At 44.3% G+C, this 22,889-nt stretch carries 16 protein-coding genes and 5 tRNA genes; 18 read left to right on the forward strand and 3 right to left on the reverse strand.

The genetic code is table 11. The features are described 5' to 3' along the window. Positions 1–69 precede the first annotated feature (69 nt). The 10 genes from C1X04_RS05335 (at position 70) to C1X04_RS05380 (ending at position 7,150) form a co-directional block, all read left to right on the forward strand. Positions 70–711, forward strand: coding sequence for a response regulator (locus C1X04_RS05335; protein ID WP_110571541.1), 642 nt, complete (start codon positions 70–72; stop codon positions 709–711). Positions 712–729: 18 nt separating this feature from the next. Continuing rightward, entirely contained in the window at positions 730–2,553 is a 1,824-nt protein-coding gene (gene uvrC / locus C1X04_RS05340) for an excinuclease ABC subunit UvrC (RefSeq protein WP_110571542.1), read from the forward strand. 63 nt (positions 2,554–2,616) lie between these two features. Then, positions 2,617–3,177 carry a CDP-diacylglycerol--glycerol-3-phosphate 3-phosphatidyltransferase gene (gene pgsA / locus C1X04_RS05345; protein WP_110571543.1) on the forward strand — a complete coding sequence of 187 codons (561 nt, stop codon included), beginning with the start codon at positions 2,617–2,619 and terminating at the stop codon, positions 3,175–3,177. A 96-nt stretch (positions 3,178–3,273) separates the two neighbouring features. Further along, positions 3,274–3,348: transfer RNA gene (locus C1X04_RS05350), tRNA-Gly, on the forward strand. 21 nt (positions 3,349–3,369) lie between these two features. Next, a tRNA-Cys gene (locus C1X04_RS05355) sits at positions 3,370–3,443 on the forward strand. An 11-nt stretch (positions 3,444–3,454) separates the two neighbouring features. Then, a tRNA-Leu gene (locus tag C1X04_RS05360) sits at positions 3,455–3,541 on the forward strand. A 256-nt stretch (positions 3,542–3,797) separates the two neighbouring features. Continuing rightward, positions 3,798–4,319: a hypothetical protein gene (locus C1X04_RS05365; protein ID WP_137169348.1), complete on the forward strand. Its 522-nt coding sequence runs from the start codon at positions 3,798–3,800 to the stop codon at positions 4,317–4,319. Between the two features lie 46 nt (positions 4,320–4,365). Then, positions 4,366–5,430 carry a hypothetical protein gene (locus C1X04_RS05370; RefSeq protein ID WP_217494993.1) on the forward strand — a complete coding sequence of 355 codons (1,065 nt, stop codon included), beginning with the start codon at positions 4,366–4,368 and terminating at the stop codon, positions 5,428–5,430. Further along, positions 5,420–6,034 carry an NADAR family protein gene (locus C1X04_RS05375; RefSeq protein ID WP_137169349.1) on the forward strand — a complete coding sequence of 205 codons (615 nt, stop codon included), beginning with the start codon at positions 5,420–5,422 and terminating at the stop codon, positions 6,032–6,034. Before C1X04_RS05370 ends, C1X04_RS05375 begins: the two co-directional genes overlap by 11 nt. 279 nt (positions 6,035–6,313) lie before the next feature. Beyond that, positions 6,314–7,150: a hypothetical protein gene (locus tag C1X04_RS05380; protein WP_137169350.1), complete on the forward strand. Its 837-nt coding sequence runs from the start codon at positions 6,314–6,316 to the stop codon at positions 7,148–7,150. A gap of 184 nt (positions 7,151–7,334) precedes the next feature. Here C1X04_RS05380 and C1X04_RS05385 read toward each other — a convergent pair whose 3' ends face one another. Then, positions 7,335–7,532 (reverse strand): CPXCG motif-containing cysteine-rich protein, encoded by a 198-nt coding sequence (locus C1X04_RS05385; protein ID WP_110571551.1) that lies wholly within the window; start codon positions 7,530–7,532, stop codon positions 7,335–7,337. 149 nt (positions 7,533–7,681) lie between these two features. On the opposite strand from C1X04_RS05385, the gene C1X04_RS05390 reads away from it, so the two are divergent. The 3 genes from C1X04_RS05390 (at position 7,682) to C1X04_RS05400 (ending at position 10,729) form a co-directional block, all read left to right on the forward strand. After that, the gene (locus C1X04_RS05390; RefSeq protein WP_137169351.1) at positions 7,682–9,595 is read left to right on the forward strand and encodes a methyl-accepting chemotaxis protein; all 1,914 of its coding nucleotides are present in this window, start codon (positions 7,682–7,684) and stop codon (positions 9,593–9,595) included. Positions 9,596–9,773: 178 nt separating this feature from the next. Continuing rightward, positions 9,774–10,208 (forward strand): hypothetical protein, encoded by a 435-nt coding sequence (locus tag C1X04_RS05395; protein WP_110571553.1) that lies wholly within the window; start codon positions 9,774–9,776, stop codon positions 10,206–10,208. 92 nt (positions 10,209–10,300) lie between these two features. Further along, complete coding sequence (locus C1X04_RS05400; protein WP_137169352.1) at positions 10,301–10,729, forward strand: acyl-CoA thioesterase; 429 nt, start codon at positions 10,301–10,303, stop codon at positions 10,727–10,729. 71 nt (positions 10,730–10,800) lie between these two features. Here the strand turns inward: C1X04_RS05400 and C1X04_RS05405 are convergent. Beyond that, positions 10,801–10,885: transfer RNA gene (locus tag C1X04_RS05405), tRNA-Leu, on the reverse strand. 130 nt (positions 10,886–11,015) lie between these two features. Beyond that, the gene (locus C1X04_RS05410; protein WP_137169353.1) at positions 11,016–12,242 is read right to left on the reverse strand and encodes an EAL and HDOD domain-containing protein; all 1,227 of its coding nucleotides are present in this window, start codon (positions 12,240–12,242) and stop codon (positions 11,016–11,018) included. Between the two features lie 252 nt (positions 12,243–12,494). Here C1X04_RS05410 and C1X04_RS05415 point away from each other — a divergent pair. The 5 genes from C1X04_RS05415 (at position 12,495) to C1X04_RS05435 (ending at position 22,886) form a co-directional block, all read left to right on the forward strand. Then, positions 12,495–12,570, forward strand: a tRNA-Ala gene (locus tag C1X04_RS05415). A 115-nt stretch (positions 12,571–12,685) separates the two neighbouring features. Beyond that, positions 12,686–16,099 (forward strand): exodeoxyribonuclease V subunit gamma, encoded by a 3,414-nt coding sequence (recC, locus tag C1X04_RS05420; RefSeq protein ID WP_137169354.1) that lies wholly within the window; start codon positions 12,686–12,688, stop codon positions 16,097–16,099. Beyond that, a complete protein-coding gene (gene recB, locus C1X04_RS05425; protein ID WP_254682336.1) occupies positions 16,096–19,809 on the forward strand; it encodes an exodeoxyribonuclease V subunit beta in 3,714 nt (1,237 codons plus the stop codon). The genes recC and recB overlap by 4 nt, the downstream gene beginning before the upstream one ends. Then, entirely contained in the window at positions 19,796–21,715 is a 1,920-nt protein-coding gene (recD, locus tag C1X04_RS05430) for an exodeoxyribonuclease V subunit alpha (protein ID WP_137169355.1), read from the forward strand. The genes recB and recD overlap by 14 nt, the downstream gene beginning before the upstream one ends. Before the next feature lie 163 nt (positions 21,716–21,878). Then, on the forward strand, positions 21,879–22,886 hold the full coding sequence (locus C1X04_RS05435) for a tryptophan--tRNA ligase (RefSeq protein WP_110571558.1): 1,008 nt from the start codon (positions 21,879–21,881) through the stop codon (positions 22,884–22,886). Positions 22,887–22,889: the final 3 nt, after the last annotated feature.

Consider the following 22,889-nt stretch of genomic DNA (forward strand, 5'->3'; position numbering starts at 1 on the left):
CAGGATGCTTTGTGTTTTATTCTTCCTTGAAGGAGAGGCGCAGATAGAGGACAGTTTGGTGAGGTTGTTATGCTAAAAGTATTGATTGTTGACGACCATGATGTGGTTAGCCAAGGAATTGGTCGAGTATTACAGGATGTAAAAGGCGTTGATGTAGTCGGGGTTGTACATTCTGGGGAAGAAGCAATAGCGCACAGTAAAACGCTTCAGCCAGATATTATACTCATGGATATTCATATGCCTGGAATTGGTGGATTGGGTGCCACAAAAGAAATTAAGCGCATTATGCCGAGAATTAAAATTATCGGTTTGTCCGCACTGGACGACAACTTGTATCCAGTAAAATTGCTAGAAGCTGGAGCGTCAGGGTATTTGACGAAAGGCACAAAAACCTCCGAAATATTAGAGGCGATTGAAATGGTGTCCAGAGGCGAGCATTACATATCCAAAAATATCGCCCAAAAAATGGCACTTTCTAAGTTCTCGATTGATGAACAAGGTTCGCCTTTAGGGCAATTGTCCGATCGGGAGTTACAAGTAGCTCAGATGATTATTGATTGTAAAAAATCTCATGAGATAGCTGACCTACTCAATGTTAGTCCAAAAACCGTGAGCACATACCGTACTCGCATTTTTTCCAAGTTAAACATAGACAGTGATGTGGAATTGATTCATCTAGCGATACGTTACAATGTACTTGGTATGGGCTAGGCGAAAAACGAGGTTTGTTTGAGCCATTCAGAATTTGACCCTAAGCATTTTGTTAGCAACTTAACCACACGTCCGGGCGTATATCGCATGTACGATGTAAACGGTGAGTTGCTCTATGTCGGAAAAGCAAAAAATCTAAAAAATCGTGTTGCGAGCTACTTCCGCGTGACAGGGTTAACGACCAAAACCATGGCCTTGGTAAGTCGTATTCACTCCATCGAAATTGCTGTTACCAAAAGCGAAACGGAAGCCTTGCTTCTGGAGCAAACGCTTATTAAGCAGCATCGTCCGCCTTATAATATCTTGCTGCGAGACGATAAATCTTACCCATATATTCTGTTGTCGAATCACCATCATCCGGCCTTATTGTTTCGCCGTGGCGATAAAACCGACAAAGGAACCTTGTTTGGCCCGTTTCCTAGCGGCAGTGCCGTCAAAGAAAGCCTGAACACCATGCAAAAGGTCTTTAAAGTACGTCAGTGTGAAGACAGCACGTATTCGAACCGATCTCGCCCTTGTTTGCAGTACCAAATCAAACGTTGCTCAGGGCCATGTGTGAACCTGATTAGTGACGAAGAATACGAAAACGATGTGCGCCATGCGCGCATGTTCTTACAAGGCAAAGACCAAGAGTTGACCGCTGAAATAAGCGCGCAAATGAGTGCCGCCGCCGCAGACATGGAATTTGAACGCGCAGCGGAGCTGCGAGATCAAATCATCCAGCTAAAACACATCCAAGAACAGCAGCACGTTTATGGGCAAACAGGCGAAGCAGATATCATCGCCGCCATTATTCAGCCGGGTGGCTTGTGTGTGCATGTGATGATGGTGCGTAAAGGTAAAGTGGTTGGCAGCAAAAGCCACTACCCAAAAATGCCGATCGAAATCACAGAAGGCGAATTATTATCGTCTTTTATCGCTCAATTTTACCTTGGTGGTATTCAAGAGTTACCTAAGACGCTTATCATTAGTCATCAACTAGACGATGCGGAAGCGCTGGTGGAAGGTATTTTTGCCACTACGCAGAAGAAAATAGAAGTACTAGATAACGTAAGAGGCCAACGTGCTCGTTGGTTAGAGCTAGCAAAACTCAATGCAGAACAAGGCCTACAAGCAAGGCTTTCTGATAAGCGTAATCATTTTAGTCGTATCACCGCGCTGCAAAAGCTATTAGGTTTTTCTGAAGCGCCAATGCACATGGAATGTTTCGATATCAGTCACTCTAGTGGTGAAGCCACTGTGGCATCTTGCGTGGTGTTTGGCCCCGACGGCCCCGATAAAAAACGCTATCGATCTTTTAACATCGAAGGTGTGGAAGCAGGGGACGATTATGGTGCTATGAAGCAGGCTCTAACTCGTCGTTACAAACGGGTGAAAAGTGGCGAATTGGACGCACCGGATGTTTTGCTCATTGACGGTGGTAAAGGGCAATTAACGCAAGCCGAAGCCGTATTAAAAGAGCTTGGTCTGGTCGATATCTTTTTATTGGGCGTAGCAAAAGGCGATACACGCAAACCCGGTCTTGAAACCTTATATATTGGTTCAAAAGAAGATGAAGTGGTACTGCCGCCAGATTCGGCCGCATTGCACCTCATTCAGCATATACGAGATGAAGCCCACAGGTTTGCGGTAAAAAGCCATCGCCGCAGACGAGACAAGAAACGACGTCACTCTGTCTTGGAAGAGATTCCCGGTATTGGGCCAAATCGCCGTAAAGAGCTACTGACGGCTTTTGGGGGCTACCAAGAACTGTTGTCAGCGAGTCAGGAAAATATCGCAAAGGTAAAAGGGATTAGCGCGAAAAAAGCGGAAGAAATTTATCTCTACCTCCATAAGAGTTAAGCTTGGCTAAGTGTTGGTGCATTTAGCGTAATAACTAGGAATGCTTTAAAAATTAGGAATAACATGAACATACCGAATATATTAACTTCCGTGCGGATCTTTATGATTCCTGTTTTGGTAGCGATCTACTATTTACCATGGGAAGGGCGTTATTACACCAGTGCGATTATATTTGCCTTGGCAGCTTTTACAGACTGGTTAGATGGTTACCTGGCTAGGAAGCTGGATCAAACCACACCCTTTGGGGCGTTTTTTGATCCCGTGGCGGATAAGTTGATGGTATCCATTGCTTTGGTGTTGTTAGTCGCAAGCTACGCAAACCCATTATTGACCTTAGCCAGTGCCGTGATTGTTGGACGAGAGATCGTTATCTCTGCATTGCGAGAATGGATGGCGGAAATGGGGAAACGCGCCAGTGTTGCGGTGTCTTTCATTGGTAAGCTGAAAACCACCATGCAAATGTTGGCGATTTTCATTTTATTGGGCAGTCGACCAGACACGGTTTCTGCTCATGTTGGGGAAGCGGTTCTAATCGCAGCGGCCTTGTTAACGCTTTGGTCTATGTATATTTACCTAAAAGCGGCTTGGCCTGCGCTAATGCCTAAAGAGTCGAACAAAAACTAAACAGATTTAAAAAAAGTGCCTAAGTTAGTTATTTATTTGGATTTTTTCCTTGACGTGAAAGCTCAAATACATAGAATAGGCACCGTCTTTTGAGACGCGGGAATAGCTCAGTGGTAGAGCACAACCTTGCCAAGGTTGGGGTCGCGAGTTCGAGCCTCGTTTCCCGCTCCATCAAAAGATAATCTGATAGAAGGCCGGATGGCAGAGTGGTCATGCAGCGGACTGCAACTCCGTGAACGCCGGTTCGATTCCGACTCCGGCCTCCAAAATCAGATATGCCCGGGTGGTGAAATTGGTAGACACACAAGACTTAAAATCTTGCGCTTTAACGAGCGTACCGGTTCGATTCCGGTCCCGGGCACCATTTATGGTGCCTTTTTTTATGCCTAAAATTTATTAAAGCGCCAAAGACTCTTCTGAAAGTTCTTATCTCACTCAAACATTCCTAATACCTTTCTTTCGATATTTTTCTAGCGTCTCGAACCTCATTAAATCATTCTCTTGTTTTTCTATGACCTGCGTCTGGAGACTCTGCTCGTTTTTGCTGGCATAAACATGCAAAACATTTTAATGTAAAGAAACACTGACATTGAGCAATGGATTCGCGTGGTAGCCTTCTTATGGAAAAGTTTAAGACATTAGATGAATTAACCAAAATTGATCGAAAGCACCTCATCATTGGTGATATTTGTGGATCGGTTCTAAGTCTTGAGATGCTGCATGAAAATCTATCCAAAGAAATTCTAAACGACGAAGTGCCTGACGAAATCAAAGGGCAATTCAACGTAGCTAAAAACATGGCTCTCTTCACATACTACCTTTATGCCCTAGCCCCCGAAGTACACCTTAAAACATACACCGTCATCGAGCATGCACTCAGATTCAAAGTTCAACCTAAAAAACATGTCGGTCTAAAAATGCTTCTAAGCAAGGCTGTAAAAGAGGGTTGGATTTGTGATGCGGGTTTTAGGCATCTAGAGACAGATGAGCCGGGTAACGAATGGTGTAAAAGCATGGTTGATATTATCCCCAAGATGCGAAACTCAAAAGCTCATGGTTCCACAATGATAATGGGTGACTGCTTTCACTATATTTGCGTATGTACGGATTTTCTTAATCAATTATTTCCTAGTAACCCTTAAATTAGGAAGAAGTAATGACTACGTATTGTTTGATGGAGAAGGGCTTATGACTAATGAAGAGTATCAGGCAGAAGTGCTTTGTGTAACTAAAAGTATAGTGGAAACGATTAAGGACTACAGGCGAGGTGAAATAGCCGCGCCTGATGTTAATCATGTTAAAAAATGGGCTGCTCAATTCTCGCCAGAATGTTCTTTATCTTTTTTGAAAGAAATCGATTATACCCTTGGGAAAACATTCTTAACTCGAGATAATGTTGTGAAGTTTTTGGCTAATTTAGTTAAGAATCCTGATTTGACAGGAGGAGATCATCTTACTTATTGGTCAAGAGCAAATATCTTAAAGATTCAAATACATGGGCATAGCCAGATAGAAATGTATGGTGTTTTTGCTGAATGCCTTATGAGAGAGCTAGGTTTAGATATAGAAGATTGTGGACAAGAAGGCGGTGACTATATATATCTTGATGATGTCATGTTTTCTGGTACTAGAGTTCGTAAGGATTTTGAACAATTTGTAGACCAAATTCCTAAAAAATCTAAAATTCAGATTATTGTTGCTGTTTGCCATTCTGCCGCTGATTACTATCTAAGAACAACTATTTTTCCTAGACTCGATGGCAGTTCAATATTCAAAATTTGGTCAGTTGTGATATTCGAAAATAGGAAATATTATAAAAATACATCTGATGTTCTTTGGCCTTATGACACGTTATTTGCTAATGAAGAAGTTGCGAACTATATAACCACTAATAGTTTAGATTTTGCTCCTAGAAGTAATTTTGGCAGTGTAGGTGACCACTCTTTGTTCTCTTCGCCTGATGGAAGGGTGTTATTAGAGTCTGAGTTTCTTAAGGCTGGCGTTAAAATCTTATCACAAATGGATAATGTCAAAGGTTTTCAAAGACCTCTAGGGCAAGGTTTTTTTGGGCTAGGTTTTGGATCAATGATTGTTACTTATAGAAATTGCCCTAATAATGCTCCCTTAGCTCTTTGGTGGGGCGATCCTGATGCTACATCGGGGGCGCTTAATTGGTACCCTCTTTTACCAAGAAAAACTTACTCCTGTTTTGAAAATATTTTTGGGGCGATAGATTTTGGGAATGATTGGTGATCTAAGAAGTTACCGAAAGGCTGACTCAATTGTTTTTTTTAAAACTAAGGATAGTTTTGGAGGGCTCTCGAATATGGCCTCTGGTTATCCTTTATTCATCAATGGTGTAGAAATCCTGACATCTGAAGCGCTATATCAAGCGTGTCGTTTTCCTCATAATGCTGATATTCAAAAATTAATATTTGATCAAATAAGCCCAATGCATGCTAAAGATATTAGTAAAAAATATGAATATGAAACAAGACCTGATTGGATGGATATACGACACAAGATTATGAGGTGGTGTCTGAGAGTTAAGCTAGCACAAAATTATGATTCATTCGGGCAATTACTTCTTTCGACGAAGAATGCATCAATAGTAGAGTTATCTTATAAAGATGATTTTTGGGGAGCTATTCCTTCGAAGTCAAATTCAGATGAGTTAGTTGGTAAAAATGTTTTAGGTAGACTTTTGATGGAGCTTCGAGATTTACTACATGTTGATCATGAGAAAAAATTACCTAACATTCCTACACTTAAAGTTCATGACTTTCTAATTTTGGGAGAGAATGTTGATATTGTTTCTAGGGACGATAGTAAAGGAATTAATAATCAGCTCTTTTAGGGTAGATCCATTTAATAATTTTCATTTGGCCTTGCGGTATCCCTAGATTGGAAGCACACCAGCTTTGGCCGCAAGATACAAAAGGCAATAGAGCTAAAAGAAAGCGGGCATCCGCTTATCATCCTAACGGAACAAGAATGGGTTAGGTTTATTTAGTCTATTATCAATAGCTAATAAGTGATGCTTAATAAGTTGATTACAATTAGGTAAAGAGCAGAGCTAACAGTTAATTTTACTCTGACTCTATTTATTAAAAGAGAGTGATTTTAGGTGTGATAGATGGAAAGTATAGATTTTTGTACATTTATAGAAAATAGCTCTTTGTATGAAGAGGCTGAAATTAACATCGATCTTATTAACAGTCATGGACATGTTAGTTTAAGTGCAGAAATGATTCCAAATTTTTATTGTTCTTCTTGTGCTAGAAATCAAAAATTTGATCTGATGAAGAATGGCGTATCTGAAAATTACTGGAATAAAACCTTAAGTGATATTTTTAGGGTAGTTTATCGTTGTAGAAATTGTCAAAATAGTTATAAGACCCTTAGTTTAAGAGTTGTTTCAGCTAATGACCGTTATAACTTAGGTACAGGTACTCACTTTGTTAAAGTACAGAAGGTTGGTGAGTTTCCTGAAAGAGTTATACCTATACCAAAAAGAATAGAACGGTTGATGGGAGGAGATAGAAAGCTATTCTATAAAGGGCTTAAGTGTGAAAATCTAGGGATGGGGATTGCTGCATTTGCATATTATAGGCGAGTTATAGATTCTAAAAAAAATGTGATATTTGATGAAATTATCAAAGTACTGAAAATTGATGGTTCTGATGAGCTATTAATTGAAGAGTTAACGGCTGCAAAATCTGAAACCCAGTTTACAAAAAGTATTGATAGAATAAAAAAAGCATTACCGAACTCGCTAAAAATACAAGGTCAAGACCCACTTAAATTGCTTTACGCGGCTTTAAGTGAAGGGTTGCATTCTAAACAAGATGAAGAGTGCCTGCAAAATGCAAAAGATATAAAAATCATCCTTTTTTACTTAATAGAAAAAATAGAGCTTGCCTTAAATGATGATGACGCGTTGAAAGAGGCAGTTAAAAGACTAAGGAAATAATAAGCTTATAATATTTCTAAATGCATAAAAAAACCGACCTTGAAGTGACCTCCAATAGTTGGACTATCCAATTACTGGGGGTCTTTTTATGTCAGCTGTAAATCAATTCAATGCGTCATTTTCTGCGCCAGTGCCCAGGACATTACGTCGCTGGCGACCCAACGCCAGCTGGTGTTTCTTCTTCTCAATACGTCTCATTTTCCGAGTGAACGGAAACGGAGGTTGAGCCATCAAAGGCGGTGTCGATGTTGAAGACAATCGGTCGGCAGCAGACTTGGCAGTCTTCGATGTATTCTTGGCTTTCGTCTAGCACTTCTATGACGACGTCGATGCTTTCGCCGCAGTAAGGGCAGGAGATGTCTTGTTCTATTAATTCGCTCATTTGGGTCTCCAATATTTCTCTTTTTTTGATTATTACTGTGTCTGTGTAAGTGTCTAAAGTTGTTTTGTAGCGTTTTGCAGTCCTGACTATTTTTCCGTCAATAACTTTCCTAAACTCAGCGAGAAATAATCAACTCTTAAAGGTTTGTAATGGATAAAATTCTCTCTTCCCTCAGTGTGCAAAAAAAGCTTTTTGTCCCTGTTGTTCTGCTTACTTTCTTGCTTGTTGTTGTGGCTGTTTTCTTTTATAGAAATGAAGTCGTTGTTGATAACGCTAAGCAAGAGTTGTCAGCAAATAAGAAGACGACGGATGCCATCTCTTCTTATTTTTCTAGCGCTGAAAGTTTTATTCAGAGCCAAGAAAACTATGAGGGCGTGTCTGAAAAATACAAGTTGGTCACATCAAGCTTTTCCCAGTCGAATTTGCCTGAGAAAGCGTCTTTGTTGGCCGAGATGGCAAGCATTAACAATAAGCTAGAGCAAATTCATTCGATTTACCAGGATAATGGTAAGACGGCAACGGAGCTTGTGCAGAAGCTTAGAGAATCATCAAAGGTGTCTGATGACTATCTTTATTTACAATTTGAGAAGTTGGTTGATGAGGATCAGCGTAAGGATGTAACGACGTTTGAAAGGAAGATATTGACGGCTGCGTTGATCAATACGGTGGACAATTTTGAGCTAGAGTTGATCTTCCAAAAGGTGCAGAGTGATATTTCATATGCTTCCAGATTACTTGATTACATAAGTGGTCTAGAGGCGAACAATAAAGAGGCGATCATTCAGCTTGAGGGCTCACCCGCCAAAGCAGAGGCGGAGAAGGTGCGCGACTCTTTGGTTGGAATTCGTGCGTTATCTGAGAAGTACATTGAAAACTCCAAAAAAGTGCAGGCTTTGAATGCTGAGATAAGTCGTTCTCTGGGGACTGTGATGAGTTCTTTTTCTCAGATTGAGGATGAGAATCTACAGGTAACGTTTGAGAAAATGTCAGCAAGTTTGTTGAATATTCTTATTATTCTGTGTGTTGTTGTGGTTGTTACCATTGTCTTGTCGGTATTGTTTGCGTCCTCTATTTCTAAGCCTCTGAAAGATTTAGAACAACATATTAATGATTTGGCGAAAGCGGGAGGGGATTTAACCTTCCGTATTAAGTTGGATCGTAAAGATGAAATAGGGAAGTTGGCTGTTGGTATTAATGCTTTTATCGAAACGCTTCATGATGTGTTTAAAGGTGTCGCAACGAACAGTAACCATATTGCGCATTCGGCTAAGGAGTCTTCGCAGTTAAGTAAGACGACCTTGAAAAGCATGATGCACCAAAATTCAGAAACAGAAACTGTGGCAGCGTCTTTTGGTCAGATGGAGAGTTCTATTCATGAGATCTCTAGTAATGCTTCGTCCGCAGCGCAAGTGGTTCAGGGTGCGGTAGATAAGGCGAAGTTGGTTGTTGCGAGCATTGGCTCTACCATCAGCAATGTGGATAGCGTAAGTCGTAATCTAGAAGAGGCGACAGCGGTTATCAATAAGCTAAATGGTGACACTCAGAACATTGGTAAAATTCTTGATGTGATTCGTGATATTGCAGAGCAAACGAATTTGTTGGCGTTGAATGCGGCGATCGAGGCGGCTCGCGCTGGCGAGCAAGGGCGAGGCTTTGCTGTTGTTGCGGATGAGGTTCGTTCTTTAGCACAGCGCACGCAGTCTTCTATTGATGAGATTGGTTCTATGATCTCGAACCTTCAAGGGGCGGCTAATCAAGCTTCAGAGGTGATTGTTCGTAGTAATGAAAGCATTGGGCAAACAACGGATCAAAGTAGACAGACTGGTGATAATGTCGATGAAATTGCGCATATGATCTCTACGATATCGGATATGAACCTGCAAGTTGCAGCCGCTGTAGAAGAGCAAAGTGCTGTTGTTCAGGAAATCAATAAATCGATCAATGAGATTAATCAGTTGGCGATAAGTTGCAGTGACGCGGCTAGATTGTCTGATCAATCTGCTGATGAACAGGCTAAGCATTCTCAGGCGCTGCAAGGTTTAATCGGTCGCTTTAAGGTGTAAAAATACCAAGAACAGTCATGTGATTGAAGAGCGGCTCAGCTAGGTTGAGCTGCTCTTTTTTATTGGATGGATATTGAGTTTGATAGTGGTTGAGTCAAAAATTCATACTTTTATCGATCTGCTTGCGTTGTCTTTGTGCAACACTGTTATGATCTGATAGTCAAAATGAGGTGCGATGATGAGTGCTATTAAATATCTATCCGTTTTAGCGTTGCCTGCTTTGTTGTTTGGTTGTTCTTCTGGTTCTCATGTTGTGACTGGGCAGCAGTTGCCCGAGATCGAGGTGGAGGAGGTGACCGTATTTGAAGAGGCGCCAGCGTTTGACTATAAAGTGATTGGTACCGTGCGTGCGTCCAGTGATGGTGGTTTTACGGAAGACGCTAGAAAAGAAAAAGCCACGGAAGAGCTAAAGGAGCAAGCCGCTAAAATAGGGGCCAATGGCGTGATCTTGGATGAGGTAACGCAGCTTTCTTTTAGACGTTTAGGAACTGGTATTGGTGTGAGTGGCAGCAGTCGAGGTGGTCTTGGAACGTCGATAGGTTCAAGTTTTTCTTTCCCAACGACGGAAGCAAAAGGAACGGCCATATCTTACGATGTTTTGATGACAAAATAGTCTTAGGCTGTGGTGTGTCTTGATGAGTACTTTTAGTTGCCTGTGATATTATTTTGCAGTGAAATTTTACACTAAGTTTTTGAGAGAGTGTTATGTCAGGGTTAGAAGAAAAGGCAAAAGGTCGTCTTACGACTAGGACGGTTGCAATGCCGGGGGATACTAACCCTGCAGGCGATATTTTTGGTGGTTGGGTGGTGTCGCAAATGGATATCGCGGCCGGGATATGTGCAGGACAGCGTGCGCAATCGCGTGTGGTCACGGTTGCTCTAGATGGAATGAGTTTTATCCGTCCAGTAAAGGTGGGCGATATCTTAGGCGTCTATACAAAGGTTGACTCCGTTGGTCGCACTTCTATGAATATTTTGGTGGAAGCTTGGGTGCGCCGTGGTCGTATTGGTCACCGTGAAAAAGTAACGGAAGGCATGTTTAAATTCGTTGCTATCGATGAATTTGGTAAATCGATGCCGATACCGAAAGAAGAAGATTTGCCCGATTATGTTATGCAAGGGTTTGATGACTGAGCCTGTTTTTTTCAGGCTATTTCTTCAAGACGAAAAAAAAGCGCTTACCGAAGTAAGCGCTTTTTTTATGTTGGTACCAGTAGGCGGACTCGAACCGCCACACCCGAAGGCAACGGATTTTGAATCCGTCGTGTCTACCAATTCCACCACACTGGCCTTGAAAAGGTGAAGCGCATTCTATATTTTTTTGTATGGGTGTCAATCATTTAACGTAAAAAAAATCATTTTATTTAATTTGCCCCTATTTTTAACCATATATGGGTGAGGCGGTACTCGTGCAGAGCCCTTAATTTATCGATTGCATGACCTCTTCTGACCACAACATAGCATCTAAAAATGCTCTGTTTAGCTGCGCTCTTTCTGCTGGGTTCATGGATTGTATGTTGTCCCAATGCTGCTCTTCGCAGTCGAGTGCCAAAGAAAGATAGCTTCCTAGTTCGCCTGTGCGGTGCATGATGGCGGCACGGGATAGGTTATCTAATGCGATTTGCTCCAGCACCACGGATTTTTCTACATTGAAAACGGCGTCTATGCCAGACATCAATCCCACCATGAATGCCGAGTCAGCAAGGGTAGGTTGTTTATTTTGTGCTAGCAACTGACAGCAACGTCCACGAGTCAGCAGAATTTTAAGCAATGCTTTTGGTTGGGTCGATGAGGAGGTAAGAGTGATGAGGAGCGCCCATTTTTTCAGTTGCACCAGCCCCAAAAAAATAATGGCTTCTTGGATCGATGTCACGGTTTTAGACAAACCGCAGACGGGGCTGTTGATGATGCGTAAGAGTTGATAAGACAGCTTGGGATTTTTGGTGACTAGGTCTGACACAGTGGCTATATCGACGTCTTTTTGTTGCAGTGCATTAACTAGATGAATGGCGCCATGTGTTGCCGAGTCAATTTTTTTGCCTTTGATGATTTCGGGGCGTTGCAGGAAGTAGCCTTGAAATAAATCAAAACCGATCTTTTTGCAAAGTTCAAACATCTCTTCGTTTTCAATCTTCTCAGCAAGTAATATTAAGCCGCGCGCTTTTAGCTCGTTAATTTCCTTAATGAAATTTTCTGGCGGTGTTAAGAACACGTCTATTTTGACGATCGAAACCCAAGGCAGCAGTGCCTCATAATCGGCATTGAATTGGTAGTCATCCAGTGCAAACCGGTAACCTGCACCGCGCCACTTTTTCAACGCTTCGAAAAACTCAGGGGTGAGCTTTTGACTTTCGAGTATTTCTATATAAACCGTGTCTGGGGAAATCGGAAAGAAAGCGTCAGACAGCATTAGCTCTGTTGTCATATTAATGAAGAAGGGCTTTCTTAACTGAGATTCTAGGTTGGTAATCCCAATGCATAGGTTTACTAATACTTGGCTAGTTGCAGATTCACCGTCTGAAACATTGGCGCTTAATGCGTCCTTTCCACGGAATAGCAGCTCGTAACCAAATATGTCTTTGGACTTTTTCAATATTGGTTGCTGAGCCATCATTAGATCGTCTAAGACCGTTGGAAATTCGACCATATATCTCTCTTACTCGATTGCTTCGGGGGAGTGGGGTTCATGTTCAGTAAAACAATAACTTATAAAAACACATATTTCTTAATTTAGGCAATCAGGATTATGTAGCAATAAGTATATTTATGGCTCGATAAAAACTGAGATGAAGTGAGTCAAAAAGGTTGACAGGGCCAAAAAGCATCCATAAAATCCCCCGCTGTCAAAACATCTTTGAAATCTCAGGACATCATGTCCACCTACGCTTATGCGTTTTGTGGGGCCTTAGCTCAGCTGGGAGAGCGGTTCGCTGGCAGCGAACAGGTCAGCGGTTCGATCCCGCTAGGCTCCACCAATAAACTTCCTTATTACCCTTTTATTTAAAGCATTCAGTCCTTCTTTTTTGGTGCGTCCAAGGTTAGGCTTATTAGTATCTTATTAAGCTCCTTTCTAACACGTAGGATTCTTGCATGTTTCAACTTTACACAGGTAACCGTCTAGAGGATTTAGCCGTGTTGCTTGCGAAGATTCTGGCTGTTTCGCCGCCAGAGAATCCGTTTGATGATGAATCTATCTTGGTGCAAAACCCAGGTATGGCGCAATGGCTGAAGATGTTTTTGGCTGAGTCCCATTCGATTGCTGCGGGTTTGGTGTTTCCGTTGCCTTCTACTTTTGTTTGGCAGACGTTTTCTCAGACACTTAACGATATTCCCGCGCAAAGTGAATTTAATAAACCTTTCTTAGTGTGGCGCTTGATGCGCTTGTTGGATACTCGCCTTGGCGAACCTGAGTTTCAGGCGCTCAGTTGGTATCTTGAAGAAGACGATACACAAATTCGTCGCTTCCAGTTATGCAGCAGCATTGCGGATATTTATGACCAATATTTGGTTTACCGTCCAGATTGGATCAAGCTTTGGGAGTCTGGCGATGTCTCTTATGGTGGCACGGACAAGGCCTTAGAAGCCTTGTTTGAACAACAGCCTTGGCAGGCGATCCTCTGGCGAGATCTGGTGGCTGATGTGAGCCAGCAGGGCACCTCGCTTTATCATCGTGGTAATTTGATTGAAGCCTTGCATGACGCGACTCAATCTTCTACGCGACCTGTTGGTGTGCCTGAGCGTATCTTTATTTTCGGTGTGTCTTCCTTGCCGCCAAATACCCTTGAATCTTTGCGTGTGTTGGCCGCTTCTGGCTGGATTGATGTGCATTTATTTTTGCAGAACCCTTGTCGCTTTTACTGGGGCGATGTGGTTGATAAACATTACTTAGGTCGAGAAATAAAACGCCAAACTCTCAAGCCTGGGTTGAGTACGGACACATTGCATTTGGATGCTAATCCGCTACTGGCGAGCTGGGGGCGTTTGGGACGAGATTATATTGCTCAGCTGCAAGAAATGGCCGACAACGAATTGGAAGTCTTTGAAGATTATCTGAGCGAGCAATCGAGTGGCTTGTTGCAGTGGGTTCAGCAAGATGTGCTGACGTTAGAAAACCACGGCTCGAAAGAAGAAAGAGACGCGAATATCGACAATGCTATGTATCGACATCCCGTTGCGGTGGATGATCAAAGCATTCGCGTGCATCTTTGTCACAGTCCGTTACGGGAAGTGGAAGTCTTGCATGATCAGCTGTTGCAAATGTTCGAGAGCGATCCAAGCTTGACGCCAAAAGACATCATCGTCATGTTGCCCGACGTAAACACCTACAGCCCGTTCGTGAAAGCAGTCTTCGGTAATGTTAAAGGTAGCGCACAGGGTAGAAAACAGATTCCATTTGCCTTGATTGACCAATCTGGCGGTATGGAAAACCCAATTGTTGATGCCTATTTGTATTTGCTTGGTTTGGGTGAAAGTCGTTTCACTTTGTCTGAATTAATCAGCGTACTTGAAGTTCCAGCGGTGTTGGCGCGGTTTGAATTAACCGTTGAGGAATTAGAGCGTATTCGCCAATGGTCGACAGAAGTCGGTATTCGTTGGGGATTGGATGGTAAAACCGCTCAACAGCATGATTTGCCAATACAGGAATCACACACTTGGCTAAATGGCGTGCGTCGCATGTTATTGGGTTACGCCATGGGCCACGACCATATTTGGCAAGACACCTTAAGCTATGGTGACGTGGAAGGTTTAGAAGCCTCGGTGGCGGGGAAACTGGCTGAGTTTTTAGTTGCCATTGACGACGCTCAAGCTAGGTTGATGGAATCCCTTGTTCCAAAAGACTGGGTTTCGACTTTGTATTATTTAGCAGAGCGTTTCTTTTTGTTGGAAGAAGACGATGCTTTTCAAGTTTTGCTGACTAAGCAACTCGACACTCTAACCTTGCAATGGCAACAAGCGCATTTTGACGCCCCATTGGATCAGCAAGTGATCCGTCAGTTGTTATCGCCTTTGTTGCAAGAGTCTCAAGGTGGTCAGCGCTTCTTAGCAGGTCGAGTGAACTTTTGTACCTTGATGCCTATGCGTTCCGTGCCCTTTAAGGTTATCTGTGTGTTGGGGTTAAACGAAGGGGATTATCCACGCAGTGTTGCGCCCATGGGCTTTGACCTTATGGTTGGGCAATATCGCAGCGGCGACCGAAGCCGACGCGAAGACGATAAATATTTGTTCCTTGAAGCGCTGATGTCAGCACGAGATTGTTTCTACATCAGTTATGTGGGGCGCAGTATTCAAGACAACAGTGAGAAAAATCCGTCGATCTTGGTGAGTGAACTGTTGGAATACATAGGTCAAAGCTGTGTGTTTGAAGGCGATCAGGCATTAGCGCCAGACGAAGCGCAGAAAGCCTTGCTAGAGCGATTGATTCTGGAGCATCCTTTACAGCCTTTCAACGCGGCTTATTATTATCAACCACAACAACATGTTCAGGAACAAGAATTGGCTGTTGCGTTTGATAAACGTCTGTACAGCTATGACGAACAATGGCTGCCAGCCTTACTTAGCGCTCCTGTGGACGATGAACACGCTGAGTTTTCACCGCTGGATGGTTTGGAGCAGCCAAGGCTGGATCTTGCTCTGGACGAGCTGTCGCGCTTTATTGGTCATCCGACGCGTTACTTTACGCAACGCCGCTTAAAAGCCTATTTAAGTTTGCAAGAAGAGGAAGAAAAAGAGGATGAGCCGTTCGCCTTGGATGGTTTAGCAGGTTATCAGCTGCGCGAGGGTTTGCTGCAAGCCATGCTAAAAGGCGATGAAGACCAGTTTGTTGAACGGTTATCTTTGATGGGCGCTTTGCCTTATGGCGCGCTGGGTCGATTGTCTTTGGAGCAGAGTCGTGGGCAATGCCAGCGGTTGATGGCTGTGTTGCAAGGTTATGCGCTGGAAGAATGCGAACCTATTGAAGTGAACTTGACCCTTGGCAGTGTTGTTTTGCAGGCGTGGTTGGATTTACCAACGGCGACCACGCGTTTGTCTTATCGCATTGGCGACTTATCCGCCCATCAAAAAATGCAGACGTGGATTGAGCATTTGGCTTTATGTGCACAAGGAACGCCAAAGCAACATCATCTTATTAACTTGAGCAAAACGGGCAAATTGCTTCAGCACAGTTTTATTGTTATCCCGCCGAAGGATGCCCAAGACTATCTAAACACGATGCTGGCTTTACTGCAGCAAGGCTTGTGTCAGCCGATTGCCTTGCCAGCCAAAAGCGCCGACGCATGGTGTAAAAGCTATTGTTCGAGTAAAACGCAAGAAGACGCAGACATAGCTTGGGAGCAGGCGTTGAAGCTGTATCAAGATAACAGCAGTGCTTTTACACGTAGTGAAGTAGATGATGCTTATTGGCAACGTTATTTCCCAGATTTGAATCGCCAAAAAGAACAGTTTGTCGCCTTGTGTGAGCAGATTTGGTTGCCCATGCACCGTCATTTGGAGGTGATCGAATGAGTCTTTCTAACGACCTAGCTTCTGTTAATGAGTCTTCAGCCAATGCCGAAGCCTTAAGTATGATACCTGAGCCGCTCGACGCCTTAACTTTTCCATTGTTTGGCAAGCGCTTAATTGAAGCCAGCGCAGGCACAGGGAAAACCTATACCATTGCGAACTTATATCTGCGATTGTTGGTGCCAACGGGTCAAGCGGGCGATTTAGACAAGGCGCTAACAGTCGATCAAATTTTGGTGGTGACCTTTACCGAAGCCGCCACCGCCGAGCTCAAAGCCCGAATTCGTGGGCGCATACGAGCGGCACGAAAAGCCTTGTTACAAGGTGAGAGTAGTGATGTGTTTTTGGCGGTTTGGCTGGCGCAAATGTCAGACGAACAACGCGCTGGAGCCATTGAAAAACTGCTGTATGCCGAGAAGCAAATGGACGAAGCGGCAGTGTTCACCATTCATGGTTTTTGTCAGCGTATGCTGAGCCAGAATGCCTTTGAAAGCCGCATGTTGTTCCAACAAACCATTGAGACTGATGAGCTGGCGCCATTGTCTATGGCGGTGAAAGACGTTTGGCGCAGTGTGTTTTATCCGATGGACGACACCAAAGCCGCCTTGATTCAGCCCATTTGGTCGACCCCAGACGCCTTGCTGAAAGATTTGTACTTACTGAACAATCAGCCTGATGCCAAAATCGCCGTGCCGGATTACGATTGGGAGAATGCCCTAAGCGAGGCGCAAGAAACCATGGCGGCGGTGCGCGCTATGTGGCTTGCTCAGTCGCAAGATATTATCGATGCTCTTGAGCGCAGCGGTATTAAGCGTACTTTTTGGCGCAAAGACCCATCGAAAGACATTCAGGCCATGACGCAATGGGCGAACTCAACGCGTTTTGAATTGGATAAGAGTTTAGAGAAATTCGACACCAATGAGCATGCTAGCCGATTGAGCAAGGGGGGCGATTTGCCCGCTCACGAATTTTTTGGCTTGGTGCAGTCTTTGCGTGAAAGCTTTCCCGATGTGGGTCGATTAAAAGCGGTCTTGCTGACTCAGCTTTGGCAGCAGACCCAAGAGCGTATGAAACGCTGGAAGCGCAGTACTCAATCGCTGACGTTTACCGATTTGCTAACCTCTCTCGATGCGGCATTGTCTCAAGACGAAGCCGGTAAATTAGCCGAGCGTATTCGTCATCTTTACCCCATCGCCTTGATCGATGAGTTCCAAGACACGGATGCCGTGCAGTATCGGATTTTTTCATCTATTTATGCCCCAGCTCAAGTGGATCAAAATGCCCTTGGCTTGATCATGATCGGCGACCCTAAACAGGCGATTTATGCCTTTCGTGGCGCGGATATTTATACCTATTTGGCGGCCAAAAAACGGGTCGATAGTGTGTATTCTTTGGCAACCAATTATCGGTCTTCCGCAGCGATGATTCAGTCGGTGAATGGGCTTTTTAGCACGCAAGCGGAACCCTTTCGAGTGGCGGGCATTCCCTTTGTTGAAGTGCAAGATCGTGGCGTTGCCAGTGGTTTTTCTCGACATGGACAAATGCAAGCCGCGCTGCAATTTTTGTATCAACGCAGCGATGAGCCCGTGTCGACAAAAGACTATCGTCAGACCATGGCGGAATCTTGTGCGGCGCACCTTCATGAACTGTTACTGGAAGGGCAGCAAGGAAAGGCGCTGATTGATGGCAAAGGCGTACGACCTAAAGATGTTGCCTTATTGGTGACTAACTTTAGCCAAGCCAATGCCCTAAAAGACGCGTTACGCCAACGCGGTATTGCCAGCGTGTATTTGAGTGATAAAGGTTCCGTGTTTGAAACCGTCGAAGCGCGAGAGCTACTGATCGTGCTGACGGCGATTTTATCCAATGGACAAGAAAGTAAACTGCGTTCAGCGTTGGCAACCAGTTTGGTCGATTGGTCACTGGAAGATTTAGACACGCTCAACCACGACGATGTGGTGTATGAAAAATGGGGACAAGCCTTCCGTGATTATCTAGAAATTTGGGATAAGCAGGGCTTGCTGCCTATGTTGCGTGAATTCATGCAGAACGTCGCTCTGGCTGCGAATATGCTCAGTCATACAGGTGGCGAGCGTCGCTTAACGGATTTCCTGCATCTAACCGAAAAGTTACAGCAGAAGTCCCTTGAGCTGGATTCCAAAGAAGGCGTGTTGCGTTATCTAAGGTTGGCGATACAAAACCCGAATGGTAACAGCGACGAGCAAAAGATCCGTCTTGAAACCGATGCGGAACTGGTTCGAATCGTTACCATCCACAAAAGTAAGGGCTTGGAATACCCACTGGTGTATTTGCCGTTTGCCTTTACGCCATATCGAGACCAAGACAAATCGGCTTTATATCATGATGCGCAGCAGCAATTGTGGATTGCTATTGACCCAGATGAAACGCAAACCGACATGCATAAAGAAGAGTTATATGCCGCGGAAATTCGCTTGGCTTACGTGGCGTTAACGCGTTCCAAAGAAGCGTGTTTTATTGGCTCGATGGATGTGGGAAAAAGCGCGAATAAATCCCGAGGTGCTGTGTCAGATGTTCATCTGAGCGGTGTTGGTGCTTTGATTAGTGAAGGCGAACCAATGGAAGCAGGAGACTTGTATCCGAGTATCGAACGCCTTTGCGAGCGTTACCAAAATGGGCAAATGTGTTTGCTGGAATTGCCTGATGAACCACCGCGCTTGCCGCGATTCAAAATGGCACAGGCTGAGTTAATTGAACCTCATGCTAGACACTTTACGGGGCGTGTAGAGCGTGATTGGTGGGTGGGGAGTTATTCCTCCTTGGTGGTGGAAGATAAAGAACACCACGATGAAAGTGTGCCAGGCTTGGATGAAATGACGCGTTTTGTCGATCCTTTGCTGGATGATATGGAGGCGCTCGATCAGGCATTAGAAGCGCAACAAAAAGAGCCACAGAAGAATCGTTTTACTTTTCCCAAAGGCGCAAAGCCGGGGACATTCTTACACGATGCATTAGAAGGTAAAGCCCTGCATGATGTGTCAACTAACCCGAGCTTTAAGGATTTATTAAAAACCAGCCACCATAAATTGATGGTCGATTTTTACCAACGTCAGGGCTTTGATGAATGGCAAGATGTGCTCAGCGAATGGTTACCAGATATCGTGAATACCGAGTTAATGGACGGTATGAGCTTGGGGAGTTTGTCCCCATCGGCTTGCCGAAAAGAGATGGAGTTTTTTATTCCGGTGACAGGGATGAACGCCTTGCAGTTGGATCGGATTTCTCGCGAGCATGATGAGGTATCGCGTGTTGCACCTATGATTCAAGATCGTCCATTAAAAGGTATGTTAAAAGGCTTCATTGATTTGTTGTTCGAATATCAAGGCCGTTATTACGTGTTGGATTATAAGTCGAATTATTTGGGCGATGACTTTGCCGATTACGAAGCAGACAAACTGGTTCATGCCATTGCGGAGCACAGATACGATCTGCAATATCAGCTTTACACTCTGGCTTTGCATCGATTATTAAAGCAACGATTGCCAAATTATGATTATGAAAAACATGTGGGTGGCGTGGTGTATTTGTTCCTCCGCGGTATGCAGCCGGAACAGCAAACAGGCGTATTCAAAAGCCGATTAAGCATTGAACATCTAACCGCCCTAGACAAGCTGTTTAGTGGTGAAAGCGATAAGCCAGAAAATCACGAGGCGGTACAATATGGACTTTTCTAATCAGCTAGGTTTGCTCGACGCTTTTGAAGAAAATACCGCTAAAGTTACGTCATTTAGGCTTGCTGATTGGCAGGCAAAAGGTGTTTTGCGTGCAATTGATTGTCAGTGGATTACGCAGCTTGCGCACCATGCTAAAGAGGATAATCCAGACAAGGGTGACAGTGCTGTTCATATCGCAGGTGCTTTGTGCAGTGCGTATCTTGGTGCGGGGCATATTTGTATCGATCTAGCCACCATTTGGCAACACCCACCAGAAGGTGTTGAGCTTGAAGAGTTGAGAGCGGCATTGGCAGATTCTGGTGTAAACAGCGTGTCTTCTTGGTGTGATGCTTTGCAAGGGAGCCGTTTGGTGTCCTTGGCTGGCAATGTTGCTGAACGACCTATGGTGCTGGCTGGTACTCGCCTGTATTTATATCGTTATTTCCAATATGAGCAACAGGTGCTGAATTATCTTAAGAGCCAATTTTCCGTTGTACCTTTTGATGTTGATGCGGATTTGTTGGCGCAATTGTTCCCAGATACATCCCAGTCGGTAGATTGGCAAAAGGTCGCGGTTGCCAACGCAGCAAGTTTGCCTTTCTCGGTGATTAGCGGTGGCCCTGGAACAGGCAAGACAACCACAGTGACTCGTCTTTTGGCGCTGCTGGTGGCTCAATCATTGGCGGAAGGGAAAGTACTGCGAATTGAGCTTGCGGCGCCAACAGGTAAAGCGGCGGCGCGGCTAACAGAGTCTATCTCAAAAGCGAAAGCGGCTTTGCCATTAAGTGGCGACATTAAGGACGCCATACCAGAGCAAGCCAGCACTCTGCATCGCTTGTTAGGAAGCGATTTTGGTCGCAGTCGTTTTAAGCACAATAAAGCAAATCCTCTGCATTTGGATGTGTTGCTGGTGGACGAAGTGTCCATGGTGGATTTGCCGATGATGGCAAAATTGATCGATGCAATGCCAACCCATGCGCGACTGATTTTGCTTGGTGATAAAGATCAGCTTGCTTCGGTGGAGGCGGGCAGTGTGCTCGGTGATTTATCTTACGGCATTGATAATGTGTACTTTCAACCGGAGTGGGCCGATCGCCTTACGAGCCTTACCAGAGAAAATATTGTGCCGTTTGGTAACCCTTCAGCACCGCCAATTAGCCGAGCGCTGACATTGTTACGCACCAGTTATCGTTTTGATGCAAACAGCGGTATCGGGCACTTAGCGAAAGCGATGAACGCTGGTGATAGCCAAGCGGTATTAAGCTGCCTTCAATCTGGGTACGCCGATGTGGAGTGGCGAGTGCCGGAAGAAGGGCAAACGAAAGCAGACATTGCGGCATTGGCAAAAGGTTATGACGATTATTGGGACGCTGTGCGCCAGAATCTTGATATTGCCAAACTCTACGAGGTGTTTACTCGCTATCAAATTTTGACAGCGGTTCGACAAGGTGAGTTCGGTGTCGAGAAAATTAACGCACAACTAGAGAATTATTTTTATCAGCGTGGACGAGTGAAAGATCCGCATGTGTGGTATCCGGGCAAAGCGGTGATGCTGACCAGAAACGATGCGGCATTAGGCTTGTTTAACGGCGATATTGGCCTTTGTATGCACGATGAGTTTCAGCGCCTTCGGGTGTGGTTTATGCAGCCAGATGGCTCTTTTACTGGCTTGTTGCCGAGTCGCTTAAGTGAGTTTGAGGTGGTCTTCGCCATGACGGTACATAAATCCCAAGGTTCTGAGTTCGAGCAAGTAGCCTTATTGTTGCCTATGACACCCTCGCCAGTATTAACCAAAGAATTGCTTTATACGGGCATCACTCGGGCGAAAAAGTCGTTTAGCTTATGGGGATCGAGCGGATTGATTCGGGCGGCAACCGGTGCGTGCATCCAACGTGACTCTGGTCTTATCAGTGAGCTTTGGCATTGATATTTCATTATTCGGATCCATTATGGATAAGATATTGAATATAGGAATAAATAATCTTGTTGTGCGATTCTTGATGTGATTTTTTTATGTTAGGGTAAGCGGCATTTCAACACTATAAAATTTCAAATTTCGACATTATGTAAAGTAGGAAAGAGTAGCAACAATGGCAAAAGAAATTGTTTTAACCGGTGTTACCACCACAGGCACTCCTCACTTAGGTAACTTTGTGGGTGCAATTCGTCCTGCGATCGAAGCAAGCCGTCAAGAAAATACGGAATCTTACTTCTTTCTTGCGGACTATCATGCGTTGATCAAATGTCAGGATCCTGAACGTGTGAAACAGTCTCGTTTAGAAATTGCGGCGACTTGGCTAGCGTGTGGCTTGGATACGGATAAAGCAACTTTTTATCGTCAGTCCGATATTCCTGAAATTGCTGAGCTCAATTGGTTGCTGACTTGCGTAACCGCAAAAGGTTTGATGAACCGCGCTCACGCTTATAAAGGCGCAGTGGACGAAAACCTTGCCAATGACCAAGACCCAGATTTTGGTATTACTATGGGCTTGTTTTGCTATCCAGTATTAATGGCGGCGGATATTTTGGCGTTTAATGCGCATAAAGTGCCTGTTGGTCGTGACCAAATTCAACACATCGAAATGGCGCGCGACATTGCTGGCCGTTTTAACCATTTGTTTGGTGAGCATTTTGTCTTACCTGAAGCGGTTGTGGGTGAAGAGGGCTCGATTTTGAAGGGCTTAGATGGCCGTAAGATGAGTAAGAGTTACAACAATACGATTCCATTATTTGATACCGAAAAGAAACTGCAAAAAGGTATTAATAAAATCAAAACAAACTTGCTAGAACCAGGTGAAGCGAAAGATCCTGACGACTCTACCGTGTTTGATATTTACAAGGCGTTCGCCACACCTGAGCAAACGGCGCAGATGCGTCAGAATTTTGCAGATGGCATTGCATGGGGCGAAGCGAAGAAGGAACTTTTTGCTCTGGTCAATGGTCAACTATCTGAGCCACGTGAAAAATACCTTGAGTTAATGGCTAATCCATCTCATGTAGAAGAAGTTTTACAGGCAGGGGCGGAAAAAGCACGAGCTCGTGCACGTGGAATGATTTCAGACTTACGCAATGCCGTTGGTTTGGTCAATTTTAAATAAAGG

Origin of the sequence: Marinomonas sp. FW-1 (assembly GCF_005222245.1) — a bacterium.
Classification (GTDB): domain Bacteria; phylum Pseudomonadota; class Gammaproteobacteria; order Pseudomonadales; family Marinomonadaceae; genus Marinomonas; species Marinomonas alcarazii.